Raw genomic sequence first — 23,045 nt, 5'->3', positions numbered from 1 at the left:
GCTGCCCTCTAACTCTTCTTTTTTCTCAGAGAACTAAAATGGCCTTTTAGTTTTTGTATTTTTCTAAAACTTTCAGGGTTCTCTGCATATCGTCTCTTTGCTGTTGTAGATCCTTCCTCAATAGTTCCGGAAGTTTTTTATTTTGGTCCAGAAACTCTTGGGTCCTTTTTAATAGATTCGGATCCGGTTCGAATGAAGGGAACATCATATGACCGAATGCGGATGCAAAATGTGGATCTCTTGTTTCATATACTGAGATCACCGAATTAAAATAAGAATCCGTATACGAAACCAATAGCTGCTTTTGGTGGTTCCATTGAAATCCTCTCATTCCATATCTTAAAAAATCAGTAGAATCTCCTTCTTTAGGTTGGAGGAATCTTTCCCAGGATTCTTTTTTGGTTTTAGGATCCGGGAAGGAAACTTTTGCTAAGAATGCTTTTTTGGCTCCTAGATCCGTATTGTCTTTGGAGGTTTCTTCTTCGATCCTTTTGGAAGATTCTGGATCTCCATAAGCACTTAGTCTGGAAAGAATGACCCAACGTCTTTCTTGGTCCATTGCGATCCCAGGAATACTTTTTTTCTGGTCCAATAATTCTTTCAGATAGGAAAGTTGTTCCGGTGATTTAGAAGTATTTTCTAATATTCTAAACCATAAGATCTGTTCTTGTTCCGGATTTTGTGCTAAGAGTGATCTTTCCTTGGCGATGCTATTTAGTTTGTCGGACCAGGTTCTCTTTTCGGCTTCCGGAATATAATTGTCGATTACCGTCAGTGCTTTGGTAAGTATATGGCTGTTTCTAACGGAAAGATCCGGTTCTTTCAAACCTTGGTCCAATGCAAGTTCCAAAAATTCTTTCGGAGAAAGTTCCGCATCTCTTACCATCTGCCATAAACTTCCCCATACAACTCTTCTGGAAAAACGATCCTTTAGAGTGTGAAGACTTCTTTTTAAGATAGGAAGCGATTCTTTGCTTAGATATGTTTTGGCGTAAGCAAAGTCTTCCGTGTTTAAGAGTAGAAGGTCCGCTTCTCCGGAATAATTCTCTTCTAATAGGGTTTCTTTTCCTTTTACGAGTATTCTTTTTTTCCAAACTTCTTCCAGCTTGCCGTTCTTTTCTCTGAATAAGGAGGCTTGGAGTGCATGTGTGCGCAGAAGTCCGTTCGTTGCGGAAGGTCCTTGGTGTAAAAATAATCTTCCGTTTTGTCGGACAGGGCTTAGAGTATTAACTCCTGTTGTTTCTAACCATTCTTTACTCCAACCTCTGATATCGATCCCGCTGGTTTCGGACATACAAGAAAGAAAATCGTTGAGTACCGTGTTCTTCTCCGCATGTCTTTTGAAATAAAGCCTCATCGCATCTCTGAATTTTTCTTCGCCCACGTAATACATCAATTGGCGAAGAACGGAGGCACCTTTTGAATAAGAGATCCCGTCGAAATTGCTGATCGCTTCGAGTGTGTTTTCCGCTTTTCCTGCGATAGGGTGGGTGGTGGAGAGTTGGTCCTCTCTATATGCCCATTCTTCTCTTACATAAAAATGTTCTAATGCGTCCGGGAAAATTTTTCCGTTAGACATGGAATAATAAGAGAGATAATCCGCAAAACTTTCGTTCAGCCAGAGATCGTTCCACCATTTCATTGTGACCAGATTTCCGAACCACATATGTACCATTTCATGATACACTGTGTTCGCTCTGTTTAAATATTCAGAATAGATCCGTGGTCCGCGGAAAATATAACTTTCGGAGAATGTGACTGCTCCCACATTTTCCATGGCTCCCATATTGAATTCAGGCACGAATATCTGGTCGTATTTTCCGTAAGGATATGGAACTCCGAAATATTCCTGGAGGAAGCCGAATGCTTCTTTGGTGATCGCAAATAAATTCTCCGCGTCCATATATTTGGAGAGAGATTTTCTGCAGAATATCCTAAGAGGAATTTCTCCTGCCTTATCTTCCCAAACCGCATAAGGTCCTACGATCAGAGAGAATAAGTAAGTGGAGAATTTTTTAGTTTTATTGAATTTTATGTTTTTATAATTTCCCTGGGTCTCTTCCGATTTTGGGACAGTATTATGAATATATGTCCATTCGGAAGGTCCGGTAATCTCCAACTCGTAAGTCGCTTTTAGATCCGGCTGGTCAAAAGAAGGAAATAATCTATGAGCTTCGAACGGTTCGAAATCCGTATGCATATATTCCGCTTTGTCGGAAGGATCCGTAAATTTATGAAAACCGGATCCGCTATGATCGAATGCGTTTTTATATTTTACTTTGAGTTCGTTTTTTCCTTCCGCTAATAATTCTCCGGATAGGAAGAGCGCGGATTCTTTCTTTTCGTAATTTGTTTCTTCTTTTCCGTTGATCCAAAGGATCTCAATTTTTTTAGAAACAAAATCTACTTTGAGTTTTCCTTTTTTGCCGCCGCTGTATACGAATCTGACTGTGGTTTCTCCCTCGTATTCTTGGGATCCCTTTTCCAGTTTTAATTTTAAGGTATAGTCCACTTCCGAGATCTGCCCGGAGCGGAGCATTGCTTCTTGTTGGGTAAGAATATTGTCCATATTAAACCGTTATATCCTTTAGATCCATTTTTCTAAGACGAGGTGCGATCGCGGTAACAATCCCTACGGTTAGGAGAGTAAGCGTTCCTCCAATAACCACGGAAGGAACTAATCCAAATGCTTTTGCGGTCGCTCCCGATTCAAATGCTCCTAACTCGTTAGAAGAGCCTATGAATATATTATTCACTGCGGAGACCCTTCCTCTCATATGTTCAGGAGTATACATCTGCACGATTGTATGACGGATCACAACGCTTACCATATCAAAGGAACCGCTTACGACCAATGCCGCACAAGATAAGTAGAAGTTTCTGGAAAGTGCGAATACGATCATACAAAGCCCGAATCCGAATACACTACTTAATAAAATGATCCCTGAATTTGTTTTAGGAGGTCTGACTGCGATAAACAATGCACATAACACTGCTCCGATCGCAGGAGCAGATCTTAAAATTCCGTAATATTCAGGACCCATTCCTAAAACTTCTCTGGAGAATGTAGGGATCAGTGCAACTGCTCCGCCGAATAATACTGCAAATAGATCCAGACTGATCGCACCTAAGATCAATTGGTGGCCGAACACAAACTTCCAACCGGTTCCCAAACTTTTCCAGATGGATTCCTTCTCTCCTTGTTTTTCAGGAACAGGTTTAGAAGGAACAAGTAGTAATAAAAATAAGGAGAATACCATGATGCAGAAGTCCGCAAGATATGCCGTCTGTACTCCGTTAAATCCAGTCAGAAGTCCGCCAAGCATTGGACCTAAAACAGCGGAACCCTGCCATGCAACACCACTCCAAGTAGCTGCGTTCGGAAAAATTTCCTTAGAGACCAACTGGGTTTGGAAAGCCGCGATACTGGGAGATAAAAATCCTCTACAAATTCCGGAGAAGAAGATCACTGAATAGATAGGATAGACCCAATATTTTTCGATCACCCATTCGAAACCGGGAAGAGTGAATAATAAAAGTAAGAAGGAGCTAAAAGTCAGACCGGTTAAGGAAAGATAAATGATCTTCTTCCTTGGAAAACTATCCACGACCAATCCTGAAAAAAGAGAAACTGCCACGTTAGGCACAAGCTCTGCAAATCCGATCAGACCCACAAAAAATGCGTCGTGAGTGATATTGTCAATCTGCCAGAAGACCACAGTGGATTGCATAACGAATGAAAGAGTGACCAAAAATTTTCCGGCCAAGAAGTTCCTGAATTCGGGAACTTGTAAAGATACGAATGGGCTCGCGTTTGCGGATTTTATCATGGGATAGTTCTACTTCTTCTTCTCTCCGTATTTTAAAAAGAATAATCCGAATGCAGCCACTACCATTGCGTGGTGTAGGATATTTTTCTCTAAAATTTCGGGGATCTTGTTTAATGGATATTGATACACTTCTATTTGTTCGCTTTCATCCAGTTCCTGTCCACCCGGATGAAGATAGACATTTCTGGCGATATAAGTATGACACCAATTACTCATGAAAGCAGGATTTGCGGAAACCTTTCCTAAATATTCCCAATCGTCCGAGACAAAACCTGTCTCTTCTCTCAGTTCCGCTTGTGCGGATTCTAAGATGGAGTTTTTTTCCGCAATTCCGCCGGGGATTTCCAGACAATAAGAATGTAAGCCATGTCTGTATTGATCTATCAGTATTACATTTTCGTCTGGAGTGAGAGCGATTACATTCACCCAATCCTTGGATTCTACTTTGAAAAAATTGCCTGAGATCGTTTTGTCCGGAGAAACTTTCGGAATGGAGACTAACTCGAAAATTGGAGTTTTAAATGAGGAAGTTTTTTCACCTTGTTCCCAAAGATTGGAATCGGGGAGGTAATTATCTGGGCGGAATTCTTGCATATCTGCCGTTTCTTCCAGTTTTTTGAAATCCTTTCAGATTCGCAAACCTTTGCCTGTACGCGGTTGACAAGAAGAGAAAAATCAGGATTATGTCGCTTATACCTGGGGTTCGAAAAACCGGATTTTTCGGATCCTGAGATTATTTTGCCCTCATAAAATCTGATGAAAGAAGATACAAATCAAAGTCTGGATCTGTTTTCCCATCTGGAAATTCCGGAACAAAAGCCGGAGGAATCTGCACAAGATCTGCCATTACTCAGCTTTGCAGAAGGTCCGTTAATGGTAGGAACTACCGCTTCTTCTACCCAAGAAGAAGTACAAGAGGAATCCTATGGCTCTTCTTTTTATGAAGAAGATGATTTCTCGGAAAATGAAACTCCGGAGTTCGTTTCTGCTCCAGCGGAATCATCAACCGAAATTGCGGATATTCCCGACCAAGAGACAATGGTAGTGGCTCCAGATCAGTCTGAAACTTCCCCAGAAACCGAACCTTCTTCTGAAGAAAAACCTTCTGCTCCCAAAAGAAAAAAAGAAGAAAGACCAAAGGAGCCTCGGGACTCCGCTGCTATTTTCCTAAGTTTGTCTCCGGAGCAGGCCCGCGCAGTCCAAACCATTCATGGCCCTCTATTGATTTTTGCAGGCGCAGGTTCCGGAAAAACAAGAGTGATCTCGAATCGTATTGCTCATATGATCCAGGACCATCATATTCCTGCCGGAAAGATCGTTGCATTGTCCTTTACGAATAAAAGTGCAAAAGAAATGGGAGAAAGGGTTCGCAAACTGATCCCACGAAATTTATTAAAAGGGATCACTCTTTCTACATTCCATTCTCTTGGACTCGGAATATTAAAAAAACATATTGAGAAGTTGGAATATAAACAACCCTTCCTTCTTCTGAACCAAGCAGACCAAGAAGGTCTTGTAACCGGGATGCTTGTGGCCCAAAAACTGGAGCCTAAACGTCCTCAGATCATGGAAGTTCTTTCTAAAATTTCCAGGATCAAAAACTCAGGAGAGGATTATTTAGCGGATATGAGAACCTCTATGAATGAGGGAGATCTTTTGGCTGCTTCTCTTTTCCAACAATACCAAGATACCTTAAAAGAACAGAACTCTATAGACTTTGATGATCTAATCCTTCTACCTTCTAAACTTTTGAGACAATTCGAAGAAGTTAGAGATGAATACCATAAAAAGTTCCAATATTTCATGGTGGATGAGTTCCAAGATACGAACCCGATCCAATACGAATTTTTAAGAGCTCTTATGGGAGAATCAGACAATCTATGTGTGGTGGGTGACGATGACCAGTCCATCTACGCATTCAGAGGTTCTGATGTAAGTTTGATCCTTGGATTCGAAAATGATTTTAAGGGTGCAAACGTCATCCGTCTCTTAGAGAATTATAGATCCACAGACATCATAGTCTCCGCTGCGAACTCTCTCATTCGTCATAATCTTTCCAGAAGATCCAAGGAACTTTTCTCCAAGGTGCCCGGCGCACTCAAAGTGAAGTATGTGGAAAGAAGTGACGAAAAAGACGAAGCGGAATGGGTAGCTGATAGTATCCGAGAAGAGATCATCAAGCAGGCGAGAAAGGGGAGCCAGATTGCGATCCTATTCCGTACCAATTTCCAATCCAGACCTTTTGAGGAAGCATTCAGAGCCAGGGAAATGCCTTATAAGGTAGTGGGCGGTTATAATTTCTTCGATCGTAAGGAGGTCAGAGATCTGATCTCCTATATCCGTTTGATTGCTAACCAAAAGGACGACGCGTCTTTATTAAGAATTATTAATTATCCGAAACGAGGGATCGGTGCAGGTTCCATCTCTCTCGTGCATGAAAAAGCGGCCCAAAATAAGGAATCTCTTTATGAGACATTATTCAGGGTCTGCGAATCCCCTGATTTTATCCCGGATTTGAACCGCAAAATTTCTTCCGAGATCTATAATTTCGTAAATCTGATCGAAAAGGCTAAGAAAAAGTTCTCTTCTTCTCCAAGACTATTCTTCGCATTACGAGAGTTAATCGCAGATCTGGGCCTGGAAAAAGAGATCGTGCTGGAAGAGAAAGAGGAGAAGGTTGCAAAGGCCCGGATCTATAATATGTCCGAGCTTGTGAACATGTTGGCATTCTTCGAAGAGAATAATGACTCAGGTGAAAAGCCCACTTTATTCGACTTTATCAACCGTTTGGCGATGTTGATGGAAGATGAGCCGAACGACGAGAAGGAAGATAATCGAGTACAGTTACTCACCATTCATCAATCCAAAGGATTGGAATTCGAGTCTGTTTATGTCGTAGGACTGGAAGAGGGGATTTTACCTTCCGGAAGAGCCACTGTAGAAGACCAATCTGTGGACGAAGAGCGCCGTTTGATGTATGTAGCGATGACTCGGGCGAAGAGGCATTTATGCTTGACAGGTGCCGCTAATCGCCGCAAATTTGGGGAGCAATTGGCCTCCGAGCCTTCTCGCTTCTTGAAGGAGATAGATCCGGAGACTTTGGACTGGCTTTCTAACGAGGAAACCAGACAACAGGAGACTAGTGATTTCCTGCAAGAACTCGAAAAATTGAAAATCGGATGAGAAAATGAGTAAATATCTGACAATATTGTTTATCGGAGCTCAATTCCTCCTCTACTGTGCAAGTACACAAAAAGAAGGGGCGGTTTCCGCCAATTTAGAGACTCAGGTCCGAGCGGAAATCAAGGGAATAGACCAGCAACTTAGCGATCTACACCCTGAAGACAAAAGACGTTCCGAGCTACTCCTCCAAAAATCCAAACTTTTACTAAAAATCGAATCTTTCAAAGAAGCTTCCCTCGTACTGAGAGAAGTGCAAAATTCCAAAGACGGTCGTAATCTTCAACATTTGGACCATTATTTAGGTTCTGCTTACCTTGGGATCAACGACTATGATAATGCTATCGTTCATTTCCGTAAGTCGGACAATGTAGATCGCGATTTTGAGTCCGTTACCCGTAAAAAAATGTGGGCAAAAGCGTATTTCGAAGATGAGAAATACGGCCAGGCTCTTGGGATTTTAGGCAGAGCTTCCAGAGAGAAAAACTTCGAAAAAGATCTATTCTACTATGAGACCGTAGTAGTCAGCTTCTACAGAATTAAGGAATACAAAAGATGTCAGTTGGTTCTGGAAGAGGGATTACAGAAATTTCCGGAAAGCCTAGTACTGAAGGAAACCTCGGAGAAAATCAGCCAGGTTCTCCAACGGTAATTCACCTCAAAATTTTAATCCCGAAAAATCCATTCATTAAGAAAGACAGCGTCACATTCAGGGTCGCTGTCCCTACTAAACTGCATCGATTCGTATCTTCTTCTTTTCAAAAGATACAAACAATCACTGAAAAACCCTCCTTTAGAAAGATCTCCATTGCACTAATAGTGATCTTCCTTCTTCTTGCTGCGGCGAAAGAAAGTGCAGAATGGTACTTCGTGAGAAGAGTTCTGGATTTACGAGGGGTGAAGGAACTCACTCGCGGATTCATCAATGAAGAATTGGACAGGGCAGTCACTCTGGGAGTTGTAGAATACGAATTCCCGAACCATGTATTTATAGAAGATCTGAAAATTTCAAGCGATGAGGACTTTGCTTCTCAGAGAATGATCTTCAAAGCAAATAAAATCGAATTATTATTAAGAGGTCTTTGGAAAGGCCAACCATCGGTCCGAGCGATCCGAGTGCGCAATGCTCAATTGAGTATCGATCTGGAAGACAAGATCTCCGGTGAAATTCTTTCCTATATCCATAAGATCAATATTCCTGAGATCAGATTAGAAGATACAACAGTTACCGTATATAAGGGTGGCAAGGTCCTTTTAGAGAATGTGAAGGGAATCGATTTTAATATCCGAAAAGAGGATACTAAGATCAATGTTCAAATTTCCGATTCTTTATTTCCAATTCCCGGATTTAGATATGTGAGCGGAAAATTCAGCACTGATATCGGAAGTAAGAATATGAATCTGGAAATTCTGTTTAAGAATGCAAAAGCAGAAAATTCCGGAGGTTTATACTCGGAATTCTCCCAATTTTATCCTAAGAAGGGAAAAATTTCAGGTCATGCTATTTTAGAATCTGATGAGACTAATCTAAAGGTCCAAGGTAAAACAGAATTTTCTAATGTAAAAGGTATTGTTTTACAGGAACTTCCTTTACAGAGCGAAGTTTGGGAATGGAAAGATATAGATCTGGAACATGAATGGACTCGCGATCAAAAGGGAGATGTATTCACGGAAGAACATAAGATTTTCTCCGGAGAAGATAAACTCACTCTTCTAAAATCTAAAAATGAGAAGGGACTGAAGTCCTGGGATTTGAGCCTTACCGTCCAGGACTTGGATGATATTCGAAATTTTCTGCCTGTTTCTTCCGATCTAAAAACTCTTGGTGGAAGTCTGGACCTGCATTGGAAGGGAGCCGAAACCGGATATTACGGAGACTGGATGAAGTCAGAGGCCAAATTTTCTCTCCAAGATTTTGTATGGAAGGATCCTTATTTGGATCTGGAGATCAAAGACGGGGAACTGGGCTGGAATCCTGCCGGAGTTTTAGAAGCTAAACTCAAAGGAAAACAATTCGGTCTTCCTTGGTCGGCAAATCTAAAAGGTAAAACAGGATATAGAAAGGGAGTGAAGGGCGATGGGACCTCCTACTTTCCTTTGCAGGGAGAATATAATCTGGAGTTAGAGACTGACTCGATCGTTCTTTCTAATTTTTTTCCTTTATATAGATCCGTTCGCCAATGGATCAGAGAAGATATCCATACCAGAATGGAAAAGCTTATCCCTGAAATTAATTTTACTAGAACTCCAATCTATAAGTATTTTTTAGAAAATCCTACAGGTAGTCTCAAACTAACTTCTAAGGAAGTGAAATGGGCTCTTGGTCTTCCTAGTATGGGCAAGCTGGATGTTGGTTTGAAATTTGCACCTTCTCAATCTAGATTGGATGCAAGTATTACAGGTTCCGGAACCGCTAAATTGAATTCTTATTTTACCTATGGCACTGATAATCCTTATTTCGGTATAGATTTCGAGACCATCAATTTGGCCTGGGGAGTTCCAAGCTTTTCTTTCTGCGGTGGAGATTTGATCCCAGAAAGTTTGGATTCGGACGGTAATATCAGATTTAACGGAAATAATTTCCTAGACATTCATGATAGAATGTATGTCACCATAGACAAGGTGAAACTTTCGAATACGATCTGGAAAGGAAAGGGGGATTTTCCTGTTCCGGTGCCTGCTAAATTCGAGATGGGATTTGATTATTGGAATCCGGGAACTCCGCCCAAAAGAAATGTTTATTGGAAAGGTGGAAACGTAAGTGCCACTGCGAATTCTTATATTGATTCTGATTCAGTGAAATATTTTGTAACCGGGAATACTTATTCACTTTCCAGTGAATCTAATTCTGCGGTTCCGATCTCCGCATTTGCGTTTAAGATCAAAGAGAATAGCGCCGGTTGTGTGAAGGAGTAGGAATTCCTACACGCTAGCAGGTTTCTCTTTCAAAAACTGTAAAATCGCCCTGCTTGCGTTTTTAGAACTATGCTCTTCGCCCAGAGACTCTTTTACAGACCGGATCTCTTCTATCATTTGGTTCCTGTACTTTTTATTTTTCAGGATAGCCATCGTTTCTCTTACGGTTTCTTCCGGAGTACATTCTGCTTGGATGAGTTCCTTCACCGTTTCTCTTCCGCTTAGGATATTGACGAGTCCTATAAAAGGTGTGCGGATTAGAAGTGCAGAGATAAAATAACTGAGTAAGCTGACCTTGTAGAGGATCACCATCGGTTTTTCGAAATATACAACTTCTAATGTAGCAGTTCCGGAAGTGACTAAAACGATATCGGAAGCTTCTATACATCTTAAAGAACGATCGAATAAATATTCTATCTTGATACCAGGGTTGGATTCTTCCGTTTCTTTAATTTTAGTTTGGATGAACTCTTCTTCTTTTAGGTTGATGTTTGGGATCAGGAAGCGCACATGTTTTTTTTCTGCTTCGGCTTCCTGGTGAATGAGTGAAGCGGATCGGAGTAAAGTATCCAACATTCTATGTATTTCACCTGAGCGGGAGCCTGGCATAAGAGTGATTGTCTGCAAGTGAGCCAGTTGTTTTTCATCCACGGGAATAGGGGATTCTTTTCGGATCTTCTCCTTAATCCTTTGAGCGATTGGATGTCCTACAAATACGGATCGAACTCCGTAATCGTCATAAATCTTCTTCTCAAATGGAAATAATACTAACATCAGATCTATAGTTTCTTTGATCTTATAGATCCTTCCGAAATTCCAGGCCCAAAGTTGAGGAGAAACATAGAAGATCACTTTGATCCCTAATTCTTTGAGTCTGGCTGCAAGCCTTAGATTGAAACCGGGATAATCTACTAGGATGGCATGTGTGCAAGAACGCGCCACGGCTTCTTCTACCAATCGATCCATGAGTGCTTTTAGGAATTTGTATTTGAATAAGACTGCAGTGAAACCGATTACGGAAAGTTCTTCCATGTTTTCGATGGAATCAAAACCTTCTTCCAACATTCTTGGGCCGCCTATTCCGAAAAATGTTAGGTCCGGATCATGTTTTTTAAGTTCTTTTAATACTTCTGCGCCTAGTAGATCGCCGGAATGTTCTCCGGCTAATATCATAAATACGGGAGAAGAGGGGGCGGAAATATTTTCCGTCCTGATTTTGTCTCCGGCCTTCTTAGGCTTTAGGGAGCTTTTTTTGGGTAGAGTTAATTTTCGAGACGTTGCCACGGCCGATGCTCAAGATATGGATTTTCAATTTTTCTGCAAGGTTAATAAATTCGGAAGGATTTACAATTATTGTCTCTCCTTCTCGAACGGCGAGTATATCGCAGTTATTTTCGCTCATTACTTTTAAGGTTTCTATTCCGACTGTAGGCAGGTCGAATCTTGGGTCTTGGCTTGGTTTGGAACTTTTGCAGACTACTGCCTTTCTTTTTTTGGCAAAACTTCCGCCTCTTTTAATGGCCTGGTCCGTTCCTTCTACTGCTTCTACCGCTAATACCGATTTATCTACTACTACTACTGCTTGGCCTATATCCAGGTGGGCGATCTTCTCCGCATATTCCATTCCGAAGATCACGTCCTCTATCTGTTTTTTGTCCAAGGCTCTTTTAGTATAACGTCCTTCCGGAAGTAGTAGAGATCTCAGATAGGTTTTTTGGGAAATGATATGAATTCCTTGTTTTTCGAAATCTTCCGCTACCGTTTTGAAGATAGAATAATCGTGACGGTTCACCATTCTTGCAAGTAAAGCGAGCGCTTTTAGATCGAAGTTCAGGCTTTTAAAGATGATCTCTTTTTTAACTTTTCCTAATAGAAGAAGTCTATCTATCTGATTGGCTTTGCATGCTTTTAATAAACCGCCGATCTTTACGATACGTATCGGGATCACTCTGTCCGGATAATTTCCCGGAGTAAAATCAGACTCGGCTATGGAGAGAAAGAACGGGTCTTCTCCGGAAGCCAGAGCCTCTCTCATTCCTATCTGAGGAAGATTTCCTCCTCCCGCTAATATTCCTAAACGTCCCAAACTTAGTTGGAAGAAGAACCGGAGGAACCGGTGGATTCGGAACTTTTGGAAGAGGATTTATTATCCGTTACATAAAATCCGGATCCTTTGAAGATGATCCCTGCACTGGAGATCAATCTATCTACTTCTCCGGTTTTACCGCATAGAAGACAGGTAGTAATCGGGTCGTCCTTCATGGATTGAAAATGTTCGAAAGTTTGTCCGCAAGCCTTGCATCTATAATCGTAAGTAGGCACTGATTTTCCTCGCTCGATCCTAGGATCAAAATAAAAACTTAAATTGGAACGCCGCCGCATTCGAATCGGATTTTTTATCCGCTTGTTGTAGGCAGAGTTTGAATAGAACTCCCTCCGTAGAGGTTAGCTCTTCTTCAGGAGAGATACCTTGTAATACGGTTTTTTCTCCTACTAATAGAGACGCCGATATGGTCCCGTTTACTGAAAAAATTCCGAGTTGGAATCTTTTCTTTCCGCCTGATCCAAGTATATACTTGTTCCTATTGATGGAAATACTCTCTCTGTCAAGGTCGATTTGGTAAGAAGGTTTCCACTCACCAGGTCTCCCTGAATACAGTTTAAAAATCGGAACAGGCTCTTCTCCGCTTAAACTTGCTGTTAAAAATTCTAAAGACCTGAAAGGTTCTTCTACGATCCTGCAGATCTCTTTGTATTTTCCAGTTTTAGATTTATATAATACGATCCCGTAATCCCCATCCAAGGCTAACTTTTCAGTGGGGATATATTCTCCATGAAAACCAGGAGGGATCTTATCTTCCGTCCAGAATGCAAAGTCCCAGGCCTGGCTTTTTTCGGATTGGGAGAATTCTGCAAATGTTTCTTCGGCTTTTGCAGAAGGATATGGATCTTCTTCCAAGAAATGGGAGAAGATCCAGCCTGAGATCTGTAATTCAGGAATATATACTTGGACCCAATTTCCTTTTCTTCCTTGGACTGTCTCGGAACGAGGGTCTTTGTCTAATGCGTAAAGTAAGAGTCCTTTTTTCAAACGAGCCTTACCAGGGTTTTCAGTTCCAGGACCGGTCCTGAGATTCGTATTCTCTCCAGTATTCTTAAATCTGGAGCCGAGTAGCGTAGAATCTTCTCTAACGGAAAGAAACCCTAATAGTTCGGAAAGTTTAATCTGATCCCCGTCTGCAAGTTTGGTCTCTCTTCTTAAAACTTTTTTTAGAACGGAAGAATAAGAAGAAATTCCTAATGTGACCGGATTACTTCGGATCAGTTCTTTTAGATCTCGCAAGAATAGAATATCATCTTCCCATTCTCCTGCGATCTCCGCTCTGGATAGGATCGCTTTTTGTCTCCAGTATCCGCCCGGTCTGAGCTGCAAAATAAAAGGATCTTCGAATACTGGAAATTCTCCTTTGGATTCTAAAGATTTTCCGGAACTAATGCCGTTCTCTTTTTGGAGTCTTGCGGAAATTTTAGATCTGTCTTCTGCGTCTTTGGTGATCAGTTCCGCATTCAATCTAAGAAGAGATTGGGAACCGTAAAAAAGATCTTCAGGTGTAGGAGAGGTCGACTTTTTAACGAGAGAGATTACCTTCTCCCATTTTTCCTTTTTATAATATTCGTAAATAGTGTCGGATGGTTTGGGCCAAAAACGAATGGTAAGCCAAACGATCAGCCCGAATAATAAGATCCCGAATATAGAAAGGAAAAATCCGCGTTTCAATGAGAACTACGAAACCTATTAATCCAAATGCGGAATCAGCTTTTCAGCATCCAGATCGAATCTTTCCAAAAGCATATTTTTTGCGATATAGTATCTCATTAGATCTATATTAAAATTCACTTTTGCTTGAGTAAGGCTGAGCTGGTCTCTCACCAAAGTATCCAAAGCATTTTTAACTGCGACTGCATCCGCTCTTCCTTGTTGGAAGCTTCGAACCACTCCGTTATAATAGTTTTGGGTCTCTTTTTCGGTCACTATTGAGTTTTTATAAATTTTATAACTAGCTTCTAAAGAATCGATCCTTCCTCTTAGATCGTCTCTCACTTCATTCTTAACTTCGTTCTCTTTTAGAGTAGCCTGGCGAACTCCGATCTCGGAGTCTCTTCTTCCAGCAGCAACTCCCTTATCGAATAGTGGATAAGAGAAACTTACTTTTCCGTTGAAGTCTTTGTAACGTGCAGACTGAACGCCGTCAGTTGCGTCTGTAAAATTTTTATCAGGGCTTGTGATTGTCTGAGCCTGAGAAGAAGCGGAGCCGGAAAGTGTAAGAGCAGGAAGCTGATCACTTTTTGCGTTCTTTAACATTAGTTCAGCGATCTCTTTTTCTCTGACTGCGTTTAGATAATCCGCTCTCTTTTTATAAGCGATCTCCAGGTCCTTAGTATAATCAGGCTTTTCAGGAATTTCTTCCATAAGATCCGTTTCTTCTGAAAGATCCGAGTCACTCTCTAATTTTAAAGTACGAGCTAGTTTTCTTTTTGCTTCGTCTTTTTGAACGACTGCAGTTTCTAATTGGCTGTCTGCCTGCGCGAGTAATGCGTTCCATTGGTTGACTTCGAATCCTTCCGAAAGTCCTAAACCTTGTTTACGCACTGTTAGATTTCTAATATTGCTTACGTTCTCTTTTAATCTGCGGAATGTTTTTAAGGACTGTAATTTAACCGAATAGTCCCAGAAATCGACAAGAGATCCTACGATGGCTTCCGAGATCTGAAGAGAGACCTGGCTTTTCGCCATTTCTTTTTGGTTGTCCAGGATCTTCTCCTGGTTTCTTCCCTTATAACCGAATGAGTTCTTTAATAAGTCTTGGGAAACTGTAGCAGTGATAAATCCGGTATAAAGAGGAGGAAGTGCGAGTCCCGCGAAACTTGCAGTAAGAGGGTTACTCTTATCCTCGAAAGCGTTCGAGTCGAATCGTCTATTCCCTGCTTCTAACTTGAAGTAGGTTCCAGTGGTACGGATTGTTTTTTCAATCCCCCCTTTGATCGTATCATCTGAAGTTTTTGTTCCGGTGAAGACGTTGTTCTGGTTCAAAGGAAGAACTGTTTGTCTGAAACTTCCGTCAGCTACTAATCTCCAAGAATATTGGGATTCCGCTTTTAAGTAGCTTGAATCGGTTTTTGCCAATTCGTATCTCAGGTTTTGTAGTTTGAAGTTACTATCAAGAGCTCTTTTGACTGTCTCTTCTGTAGTCAACTTCATGATCTTTCCGGATTTATTCTCTTGGGAGAATACTCCGGAAAATCCTGAAAGGAGGATGAGGCTCGAAACCAGAAAGACAGAGATTGTCTTCCCGCTTATTGTTTTGGTCCAAAAATTCCCATTTTCTAATTTCATAACCTTTCCTCCCGATAAAGTATTAGATTAACCTAATGCTTTTTTCATTTTTTCGCCGACTTCGGCGATAGATTGGCAAACAGAAATACCTGCGTCCTGCATAGCTTTCATCTTGGAAGAAGCTGTTCCCATTCCTCCGCTGATGATCGCGCCGGCATGTCCCATCCTTTTTCCAGGAGGTGCAGTTTGGCCTGCGATAAATCCTACTACAGGTTTTTTAACATGAGCCTTGATATAAGCGGCAGCTTCTTCTTCGGAAGTTCCGCCGATCTCTCCGATCATTACGATACCTTTAGTTTCAGGATCTTCATTCAGAAGTCTAACTGCTTCTGTGTGATTCATTCCTGGAACCGGGTCCCCACCGATACCGATCACAGTGGATTGTCCCAAACCGTGTTGGGTTAGCTGCGCAACCGATTCGTAAGTTAAGGTCCCGGAACGAGAAACGATCCCTACGTTTCCTGCTTGGTGGATAAAACCGGGCATGATCCCCATTTTAACTTTGTATTTAGGGGAGATCACACCAGGGCAGTTCGGTCCAACCAGTCTGGTTTTGGAATTACGAAGTGCACTATAAACCTTGAGCATATCGTGTGTTGGAATTCCTTCGGTGATACAAACCACAAGAGGGATTTCATTGAAGATACCTTCTAAGATCGCATCAGCTGCGAATGGAGGCGGAACGAAAATGATGGAAGCATTTGCTCCTTCTTTAACGATCGCGTCTTTTAAGCTATTGAATACTGGAACGTTTTTGCTAGCGAGTTCTACTGTTTGTCCGCCTTTGCCTGGAGTTACTCCTCCTACAACGCTAGTTCCGTATTCTATCATTTGAGTCGCGTGGAAAGAACCTTCTTTGCCGGTAATCCCTTGAACTACAACTCTTGTATTGCTATCTACTAATACTGCCATGTTATATTAAGTTAACCTTATGTTATTTATTTAATGGCATCTGCCACTTTTTTAGCCGCGGTGCGAAGATCCTCTTCTCCGATGATGTTCAGACCGGATTCGTTCAGGATTTTTTTACCTTCTTCCGCGTTGGTTCCTTTTAAACGAACTACTAATGGAACATTAATGTTCACAGCTTTAGCAGCTTCGATGATCCCCAGAGCAACTCGGTCGCAACGAACGATCCCTCCGAAGATATTGATGAAGATCCCTTTAACGTTCGGATCTCCCAGGATAAGTTTAAATCCGTTGGTAACAGTGGTAACGTTAGCCCCACCGCCCACGTCTAGGAAGTTTGCAGGTTCGGCGCCCGCAAGTTTAACGATGTCCATGGTTGCCATTGCAAGACCAGCACCGTTCACCATACAGCCGATGTTTCCATCTAACTTAACATAGTTGATATTGTATTCGCTTGCTTGGACTTCTAAAGGATCTTCTTCGGAGATGTCTCTGAATGCAGCGTTTTCCGGATGGCGATATAAAGCGTTCTCATCTAAGTCGATCTTACAGTCACCTGCGATGATCTCGTTCTCTTTAGTAAGGATCAAAGGATTGATCTCTAATAAGGATGCATCTTCTTTAATATAAGCATTATAAACGGAAGTAAGAAGAGCTTTGAAAGATTTATGGGATTCAGCAGGAAGTCCAAGATCAAAAGCAAGTTGAGAAGCTTGGTTCGGTTGTAATCCGATACCTGGATCTACGGCGATCTTCAGGATTTTTTCAGGATGGGTTTCCGCAACTTCTTCGATCTCCATTCCACCTTCTGTAGAAGCCATGATGATCGTTTTGCGGATCGCGCGATCTAATAGTACGCTTAAATAAAATTCCTTCGCGATATTGATCCCTTGCTCAAGATAAACTTTTAAAACTTTTTTACCTTCAGGTCCAGTTTGAGGAGTGATGAGCTGCATGCCTAGGATCTTATCGATGGCTGCTAACGCGTCTTCTTTAGTTTTGGTAACTTTAACTCCGCCGCCTTTTCCTCTACCACCGGCGTGGATTTGGGCTTTTACGACTACTACAGATGCTCCCGTTTTGGAAGAAACTTCTTCGTGTGCTTTTGCACCGTCTTCTTTTTTATCAATTACTACGCCGAAAGGAACTTTGGCGTTATGGCGTCTCAGGATTTCCTTGGCCTGGTACTCGTGAATTTTCATGAATCAACCTTGTTTTTTTGGATGTGAGTTCAGTTTGGAATGCTTTTTCTAAGGATTTTACCTGGAAGAATCCTGTCCATCCCCTTTCGGTAGGAGTTCCCACAAGAGAATTGAAATGCTGATACAAACCTTGGTCCAAGTTTAAGTTTTGGCCGCCTCTTTGCTTCGCAAAGACCGGGCTTGCTCCGGGCTGTGGTCCTCGATGAACGCCTCCGGCTATCTCGGACTTACTTCGCTCCCTACGGGTCGCTCGTAACCCGCCGCATCCCTGGCGGGTTTTATCTCACGCAGAGCCGCGAAGACGCAGAGGGTCTTTCTAAGCTGGACATTTCTGTGACAATACTTTAGAAACTCATTCAATATATTTTTCGTTATTGCGTCTTATTTTCTGCTATATTGTATATTTCGACTGATCTTTAGGATCATTCTAAGCAGAAAGGATTAACTCGTGGCTTGCCACGTTAGGAGAAATATAAAATGAAGGTGATCTATATTGGGCTGGTAAGCCTAACTTTGGGGACGTTTGTCTCCTGCGATTCTGGAGGTTCTGACTCCAATTCCGCTTTGGCTGTTTTGGCCGGGTTCGGTTCTTCCATTCCGGTCAGTTCCGCGGCAGATTTAACAAATGAGTCCGCGGCTTCTTATGAAGATAACGAGTGGGGACTTGTAACCGCTTCTCGTTTGGAATCTTGGGTAAGCGATTGGCAAAACCAAAAGCCGGCTCATATCAGCGGTAAACTTGTGATCTTGCAGAGTAGTCTCGCGAACAATTTTTCGGGAGATACAAGTGGGAGATCCTACATCAAGTCTGATAATGCGAACGGGGTCTATGTGTATCATCTGGACGATTTCCAAGCCGGATTTCGTTTTAACCAGCAAAGAGACACAGGGCTTATTAGAAACTCAGTTCGTTACCAAGCGGATGGCCAAACTGTGGACCAATGGTTGAAAGTATTCGGGATCAATTTGAATCAGGACCTGGTAGTTTTTGCTGTAGGATCCGCAAACAATAACGGCACTGCTTATTCGAACGGAAGCCAAACCCAAGATATTACTAGAGGAATTTATTGGCTTAGATATTGGGGAGCGGATATCAAACATCTCGCGATCTTGAACGGAGATATCAGGACTAATTTTACGAATGCGACTTATCTTTCTGCGAGTAAGGATATTGCTCCGAATGCAAATGGAAACTTTAGTGTTAAACAACTTCGCGTGGATAATACGATCATCACTCTTACCTTAGAAGATATCATTAAGATCGCTAAGAATAATGGAAGTGCTTCTATCAGTGGACTTACCGGGACTCAGATCATTGTGGATGCAAGACCTACGAACCAGTTTGATCAAACAGTTGGAATTACGAACTCTGGAGCGAATCATATCACAACTGCATGGAATGATTCCGGTGCACCTGCTGCCGGCACAAGTGGAACTCCGAAAAAATATGTTCTATTCGAAACCAGGATCAAAGGAGCAAAAACTTTTCCTTGGGCGTCTCTGTTAGATACTTCTACGACCGGTTATAGATTTAAGGATAAGGCGACTCTTGCGGGCATTTTTGCGAATACCGGAACAGGTGGGGCCGGTTACACTGCGGGAGCTACGATCGTTTCTCAATGTAGAACAAACTTTGAAGCTCAGGTAAACGGATTTGTTTCTCAGAATATATTAGGATATCCTACTGTATTCTATGATGGTTCTTTAGTGGAATGGACTTCTCTTGTTGCAGAATATCCTGATTCTACGGAAGGAACTAGTTTTAACAAACTTTCCTTAACTTCTCCTTTCAGAACGGATACGGTAGATTTGAGTTATGCTCCAGGTGGGAACATTAATTATAATTCACATTCTTCCGGTGGAACCGGAAGCCCATATGTGACTGTGGCTCAGGCGGATATTGATCCTTCTGCGACTACTACACGTAAGGCTCAGGCAGAAGATAAGGCGTATAAGTATTAGATTCTTGTTGTGCTCAGTGTCTTTGTGGCTCTGTGTGAAATTGAAAAATTAAAATTGTCACACAGAGGCACGGAGCCGCAGAGAACGTTGAGGTTTTACCTGACTCGTAAGAGTTCCTACTGCAGAAAATACTCAGCGTCTTTGCGACTCTGCGTGAGATAGTGCTATATTATATGGAAGAAAGAATAGCTAGGTCGAGAGAGTAAGCTCCTCCGCCAACGATTGCGAGTGCGATCGCAAGTCCGATAGCCAATATTTGGAATTCGTAACCTTCTCCTTTTTGAGCTCCGAACCAGTTTATAAAAAATCCATGTTCTCTATGAACGAGTAGGGCTGCTCCAAGCATGATGATACCGATACCAATTGCGGAAACTCGAGTTAGTAGTCCTAGGATTAGCGCTACTGAACCGAATGACTCACCAATAATAACTAAGAATGCGATGATCCCTGGAAGTCCTGCAGTTTGAGTAAAATAACCGTAAGTTCCTTTGAAGCCGTAACCGCCGAACCAGCCCAATAATTTTTGAGCGCCATGTGGGAAGATTACGATCCCTAGGGTTAATCTTAAGACCAGTGGGACGATATCGCTGCTGGTTGCTAATAATGTTTCTAACATTTTGAATACTTCCTTCTATTAATTCAGGAATTAATAGTTTATTCTTAAAGTATATTACTTTGAATATGAAGTATTTCTTACAAGTTTTTTTCACCAGGGTCGGCTAAAAATCGGTAATTTTTTCAGGTAGGAACTCCAGACCTCGGATTTGTCCTAGATAAACCGCCAGAAATCGCCGATTTAGCAGGAAATTTTAGACTTTTAGAGAAGTTCAAAATATGATTCTATGGCCCAGTTTATTGGCCTGAATTCTGGTCAAAATTCAATATAGCAGAATAAAATCTGTTATTTATGAGGTTTGGATTTGGGATGGTCCTGGAGATCTTAGTACATTTGGAAAAGATCGGGAGAGAAGATGTCTGAAATATTCCATTGGATAATCTCCGTTTTATTCTTAGGATTTGTTCTCGGATTTCCATGGTTGGCAGGAAGTCTTTCCAAGAAGAATAAGTGGCTGGGGTTTTTAGGTCCTGTAGTTCTATGCTATGCTTCCGGAATTATATTAGGGAACTTAATCCCAACTGAGTTTTTACCTAAGAAGATCGCAGAAACAATTTCCGAAATTTCAATCCCGATTGCGATCCCACTCTTACTTGCTTCTTCCGATTTTCTGAGAGGGATTAAAGAGGCAAGACTTGCATTATTCTCCTTCTTCCTTTCCTGTATTGCTGTCGCTATCTCTTCCGTTTCCGTAGGATTTTTCTTAAGCTCTTTGCATCCTGAATCTTCTAAAATAGGCGGAATGCTCGCAGGTTTATATACGGGAGGAACTCCGAATTCGAATGCGATCGGTTTGGCGCTGGATACAGGAAAAGCAACAATTGCACTCGTAAATACAGTGGATCTTTTGATTGGAGGAATATATCTTTTATTCCTTCTTAGCTTTTCCAAAAAAATATATTCTATTTTTCTAAAGCCTGAGGCTGCGAGTGGGGGAGAAGAAGAAGGAGTTGTACCTGAAATCCAGGCCTCTCCTAAAAACCCTATTCTTCGCTTGTTAATAGGAATTACTCTATCCGTTTTGGGACTTGCTGTTTCTCTCGGGGTCTCTCAAGTGATTTTAGGAACTGCTTCTGCCCCTTTGATCCTATTGGGGATCACTACCTGGGGAATCGGTATCTCATTTTCTAAAAAAGTAAGGAGTTTGAATACTTATCCTGTGGGATATTATTTTATTCTAATATTCTCGGTTGCCATCGGATTTTTAGCGGATTTTGGAAGTTTGGTTAAAGGAGCTTCCGGTGTGCTTCTGATCGTACTTGCAACTATGTCGATTGCGATCCTTCTTCATTTACTTTTCGGGATCTTGTTTAGGATCCCTGTGGATACTTGGATCATCACTTCCGTTTCCAGTATTTACGGTCCTGCGTTTGTGCCTTCCGTTGCGGCAGCAATTGGGAATAGAGGTGTGCTGATCCTGGGGATCTTGACTGGGCTGATCGGTTATGCGGTGGGGAATTATTTGGGTTTGGCGGTGTATTGGTTTTTGGCAAGATAGAGGCGCGAAGTCGCAGAGAGATTTTTTCCCGCAAAAATGCGAAGTAGAAGTGAGTAACTTTCTCAAAGAAAGCTTGCGTTGGTTAATTTTTATGATTCTCTTGCCGGATGATTTTACGTTTCCGCAGGTTCATAGATTGGGTCCAATTAACCAAACTTACACAAGGTCTCAACGATCACGAGGCACGGGCTATGCGTATCACTGGATCTACACAGTTCATAATGTTTGCAATTCCAACACTGCTAGTGATACCGATTTATTTTACTGAACCTCCCGAAACGCATCTATATTCCTATTCCATGACCATCATCTTCCTGATTATTCTGGGGATTGCCCGATACCTCCTGACTAAGCGGAGTCTCGCGGCCGCAGCGGTTATGACGCTTGTGGCGATGAATTATCAATTTGCTGTTCTAACACTTGCGCAAGCAGACGACCCTGCGCCTCTTGGATTTTTGATCTCTTCTATTTTGCCATTTCTGATGATCCCGCGCTCTCAGGCGAAAACCCTTTGGAGTCTTGTGATTATTCCAGTAATTCTCTTCCTGACCACTCAGTATTATTATAGAGTATTCGGCGGCTCGGCAATCTTCGGTCCTCCTAGATGGGTTGTGCCAGCAGATTATTTGATGCCCCCACTTACTCTTATGACGATAGTTTTGGTTTTCATCATTTATCAGTTCGTAAAGGCGGTCAATACCGCCGAGGACAAACTGTCCAAGGAACATGCTCAGTCAGAGAAACTTCTTCTTAATATTTTGCCCAGAGAAGTAGCTGATGAACTGAAGGAGAAAGGGATCAGTAAACCCAGACATTTTCCTTCTGCAACGGTTTGTTTTACCGATTTCGAGGGCTTTACTAAAATTTCAGAATCGCTCGGACCAGGTGAACTGGTCGCTGAGTTAGATCGATGTTTTTCCTATTTTGATAGTCTGATGGATCGATACAAATTGGAGAAACTCAAAACTATCGGAGACAGTTATATGTTTGTGGGAGGCATTCCTAATAGTAGTGCCACTCACGCCGTGGATTGTGTATTAGCTGCACTCGAGATCCAAGCATTCATGAATCAGATGAAAGAAATTAAAGCCTCTCAGAATCTTCCCTACTGGCAGCTTCGATTGGGAATTCACTCAGGCGACTTGGTTGCAGGAGTTATAGGTGAGAAGAAGTTCGCTTATGATGTTTGGAGTGATACGGTAAATACCGCGAGTAGATGTGAATCTTCCGGAGCCACGGGTAAGATCAATATCTCAGGTGCGACTTATGCACTGGTAAAAGATTTTTTTGACTGCGAATATCGCGGGGAGATCGCTGCAAAACATAAGGGAAATATTAAAATGTATTTTGTAAACGGCCTCTTGCCGGAATTACATAGAGCCGGGGAACCGCGTGTCCCGAATTCTGAATTCGAGAAGCGTTATGCGAATTTGCTTGCAGGGGAAGTGGCGGAAGTGTTGGTTGATGAGTGAATTTGCCTGATTTGTTGGAATTCCTACAATGAAGTTCTCAGATCCTTATTTGAATAGGTATTTGG

The 23,045-nt window shown here is 41.9% G+C and carries 17 protein-coding genes; 6 read left to right on the top strand and 11 right to left on the bottom strand.

The genetic code is table 11. The features are described from left to right. Positions 1 to 46: 46 nt before the first annotated feature. Genes pepN through EHR06_RS17440 form a run of 3 tightly spaced genes read right to left on the bottom strand, consistent with a single transcriptional unit; the run spans position 47 to position 4,424 of the window. The gene (gene pepN / locus EHR06_RS17450) at positions 47 to 2,569 is read right to left on the bottom strand and encodes an aminopeptidase N (protein ID WP_135758183.1); all 2,523 of its coding nucleotides are present in this window, start codon (positions 2,567 to 2,569) and stop codon (positions 47 to 49) included. Between the two features lies 1 nt (position 2,570). Beyond that, positions 2,571 to 3,830: an MFS transporter gene (locus EHR06_RS17445; protein WP_135758182.1), complete on the bottom strand. Its 1,260-nt coding sequence runs from the start codon at positions 3,828 to 3,830 to the stop codon at positions 2,571 to 2,573. Between the two features lie 9 nt (positions 3,831 to 3,839). After that, positions 3,840 to 4,424 carry an NUDIX hydrolase gene (locus tag EHR06_RS17440; protein WP_135758181.1) on the bottom strand — a complete coding sequence of 195 codons (585 nt, stop codon included), beginning with the start codon at positions 4,422 to 4,424 and terminating at the stop codon, positions 3,840 to 3,842. 162 nt (positions 4,425 to 4,586) lie between these two features. Here EHR06_RS17440 and EHR06_RS17435 point away from each other — a divergent pair, with 162 nt between their 5' ends. The 3 genes from EHR06_RS17435 to EHR06_RS17425 are packed head-to-tail and all read left to right on the top strand — an operon-like array spanning position 4,587 to position 9,926. Next, on the top strand, positions 4,587 to 7,013 hold the full coding sequence (locus EHR06_RS17435; RefSeq protein WP_135758180.1) for an ATP-dependent helicase: 2,427 nt from the start codon (positions 4,587 to 4,589) through the stop codon (positions 7,011 to 7,013). 4 nt (positions 7,014 to 7,017) lie between these two features. Then, a complete protein-coding gene (locus EHR06_RS17430; RefSeq protein WP_100707928.1) occupies positions 7,018 to 7,662 on the top strand; it encodes a tetratricopeptide repeat protein in 645 nt (214 codons plus the stop codon). Beyond that, positions 7,566 to 9,926 (top strand): LIC_12586 family protein, encoded by a 2,361-nt coding sequence (locus EHR06_RS17425; RefSeq protein WP_208757823.1) that lies wholly within the window; start codon positions 7,566 to 7,568, stop codon positions 9,924 to 9,926. The genes EHR06_RS17430 and EHR06_RS17425 overlap by 97 nt, the downstream gene beginning before the upstream one ends. 6 nt (positions 9,927 to 9,932) lie before the next feature. Here EHR06_RS17425 and lpxB read toward each other — a convergent pair whose 3' ends face one another. The 7 genes from lpxB to sucC are packed head-to-tail and all read right to left on the bottom strand — an operon-like array spanning position 9,933 to position 17,432. Beyond that, complete coding sequence (lpxB, locus tag EHR06_RS17420) at positions 9,933 to 11,099, bottom strand: lipid-A-disaccharide synthase (protein ID WP_425269509.1); 1,167 nt, start codon at positions 11,097 to 11,099, stop codon at positions 9,933 to 9,935. A 58-nt stretch (positions 11,100 to 11,157) separates the two neighbouring features. Continuing rightward, positions 11,158 to 12,012 carry an LpxI family protein gene (locus EHR06_RS17415; protein ID WP_135758178.1) on the bottom strand — a complete coding sequence of 285 codons (855 nt, stop codon included), beginning with the start codon at positions 12,010 to 12,012 and terminating at the stop codon, positions 11,158 to 11,160. Between the two features lie 2 nt (positions 12,013 to 12,014). Then, complete coding sequence (locus EHR06_RS17410) at positions 12,015 to 12,248, bottom strand: FmdB family zinc ribbon protein (RefSeq protein WP_135758177.1); 234 nt, start codon at positions 12,246 to 12,248, stop codon at positions 12,015 to 12,017. 25 nt (positions 12,249 to 12,273) lie between these two features. Beyond that, entirely contained in the window at positions 12,274 to 13,704 is a 1,431-nt protein-coding gene (locus EHR06_RS17405; protein ID WP_135758176.1) for an SH3 domain-containing protein, read from the bottom strand. A gap of 18 nt (positions 13,705 to 13,722) precedes the next feature. Next, on the bottom strand, positions 13,723 to 15,321 hold the full coding sequence (locus EHR06_RS17400) for a TolC family protein (protein ID WP_135758175.1): 1,599 nt from the start codon (positions 15,319 to 15,321) through the stop codon (positions 13,723 to 13,725). Positions 15,322 to 15,348: 27 nt separating this feature from the next. Beyond that, a complete protein-coding gene (gene sucD / locus EHR06_RS17395; protein WP_135758174.1) occupies positions 15,349 to 16,233 on the bottom strand; it encodes a succinate--CoA ligase subunit alpha in 885 nt (294 codons plus the stop codon). 26 nt (positions 16,234 to 16,259) lie between these two features. Continuing rightward, the gene (gene sucC, locus EHR06_RS17390; RefSeq protein ID WP_135758173.1) at positions 16,260 to 17,432 is read right to left on the bottom strand and encodes an ADP-forming succinate--CoA ligase subunit beta; all 1,173 of its coding nucleotides are present in this window, start codon (positions 17,430 to 17,432) and stop codon (positions 16,260 to 16,262) included. Between the two features lie 477 nt (positions 17,433 to 17,909). Here sucC and EHR06_RS17380 point away from each other — a divergent pair, with 477 nt between their 5' ends. Continuing rightward, positions 17,910 to 19,394 carry a sulfurtransferase gene (locus EHR06_RS17380; protein WP_135758171.1) on the top strand — a complete coding sequence of 495 codons (1,485 nt, stop codon included), beginning with the start codon at positions 17,910 to 17,912 and terminating at the stop codon, positions 19,392 to 19,394. 169 nt (positions 19,395 to 19,563) lie between these two features. Here the strand turns inward: EHR06_RS17380 and EHR06_RS17375 are convergent, their stop codons facing one another. Then, complete coding sequence (locus tag EHR06_RS17375; protein ID WP_135758170.1) at positions 19,564 to 20,010, bottom strand: DoxX family protein; 447 nt, start codon at positions 20,008 to 20,010, stop codon at positions 19,564 to 19,566. A gap of 355 nt (positions 20,011 to 20,365) precedes the next feature. Here EHR06_RS17375 and EHR06_RS17365 point away from each other — a divergent pair, with 355 nt between their 5' ends. Further along, positions 20,366 to 21,508, top strand: coding sequence for a DUF819 family protein (locus EHR06_RS17365; protein ID WP_135758169.1), 1,143 nt, complete (start codon positions 20,366 to 20,368; stop codon positions 21,506 to 21,508). Between the two features lie 107 nt (positions 21,509 to 21,615). Beyond that, positions 21,616 to 22,980: an adenylate/guanylate cyclase domain-containing protein gene (locus EHR06_RS17360; RefSeq protein WP_135758168.1), complete on the top strand. Its 1,365-nt coding sequence runs from the start codon at positions 21,616 to 21,618 to the stop codon at positions 22,978 to 22,980. The last annotated feature ends 65 nt before the right edge of the window (positions 22,981 to 23,045 follow it).

Origin of the sequence: Leptospira dzoumogneensis (assembly GCF_004770895.1) — a bacterium.
Classification (GTDB): Bacteria; Spirochaetota; Leptospiria; order Leptospirales; family Leptospiraceae; genus Leptospira_B; species Leptospira_B dzoumogneensis.
Note: the sequence above shows the minus strand (reverse complement) of the source record. Positions and strands in the feature narration are given on the sequence as shown.

Coding starts and splice junctions, on each gene's coding strand:
- EHR06_RS17435 (WP_135758180.1), top strand. CDS start 4,587: ATGAAAGAAGATACAAATCAAAGTCTGGATCTGTTTTCCCATCTGGAA.
- pepN (WP_135758183.1), bottom strand. CDS start 2,569: ATGGACAATATTCTTACCCAACAAGAAGCAATGCTCCGCTCCGGGCAG.
- EHR06_RS17425 (WP_208757823.1), top strand. CDS start 7,566: ATGTCAGTTGGTTCTGGAAGAGGGATTACAGAAATTTCCGGAAAGCCT.
- lpxB (WP_425269509.1), bottom strand. CDS start 11,099: ATGATATTAGCCGGAGAACATTCCGGCGATCTACTAGGCGCAGAAGTA.
- EHR06_RS17440 (WP_135758181.1), bottom strand. CDS start 4,424: ATGCAAGAATTCCGCCCAGATAATTACCTCCCCGATTCCAATCTTTGG.
- EHR06_RS17380 (WP_135758171.1), top strand. CDS start 17,910: ATGAAGGTGATCTATATTGGGCTGGTAAGCCTAACTTTGGGGACGTTT.
- sucC (WP_135758173.1), bottom strand. CDS start 17,432: ATGAAAATTCACGAGTACCAGGCCAAGGAAATCCTGAGACGCCATAAC.
- EHR06_RS17375 (WP_135758170.1), bottom strand. CDS start 20,010: ATGTTAGAAACATTATTAGCAACCAGCAGCGATATCGTCCCACTGGTC.
- EHR06_RS17445 (WP_135758182.1), bottom strand. CDS start 3,830: ATGATAAAATCCGCAAACGCGAGCCCATTCGTATCTTTACAAGTTCCC.
- EHR06_RS17365 (WP_135758169.1), top strand. CDS start 20,366: ATGTCTGAAATATTCCATTGGATAATCTCCGTTTTATTCTTAGGATTT.
- EHR06_RS17400 (WP_135758175.1), bottom strand. CDS start 15,321: ATGAAATTAGAAAATGGGAATTTTTGGACCAAAACAATAAGCGGGAAG.
- EHR06_RS17360 (WP_135758168.1), top strand. CDS start 21,616: ATGATTTTACGTTTCCGCAGGTTCATAGATTGGGTCCAATTAACCAAA.
- EHR06_RS17430 (WP_100707928.1), top strand. CDS start 7,018: ATGAGTAAATATCTGACAATATTGTTTATCGGAGCTCAATTCCTCCTC.
- sucD (WP_135758174.1), bottom strand. CDS start 16,233: ATGGCAGTATTAGTAGATAGCAATACAAGAGTTGTAGTTCAAGGGATT.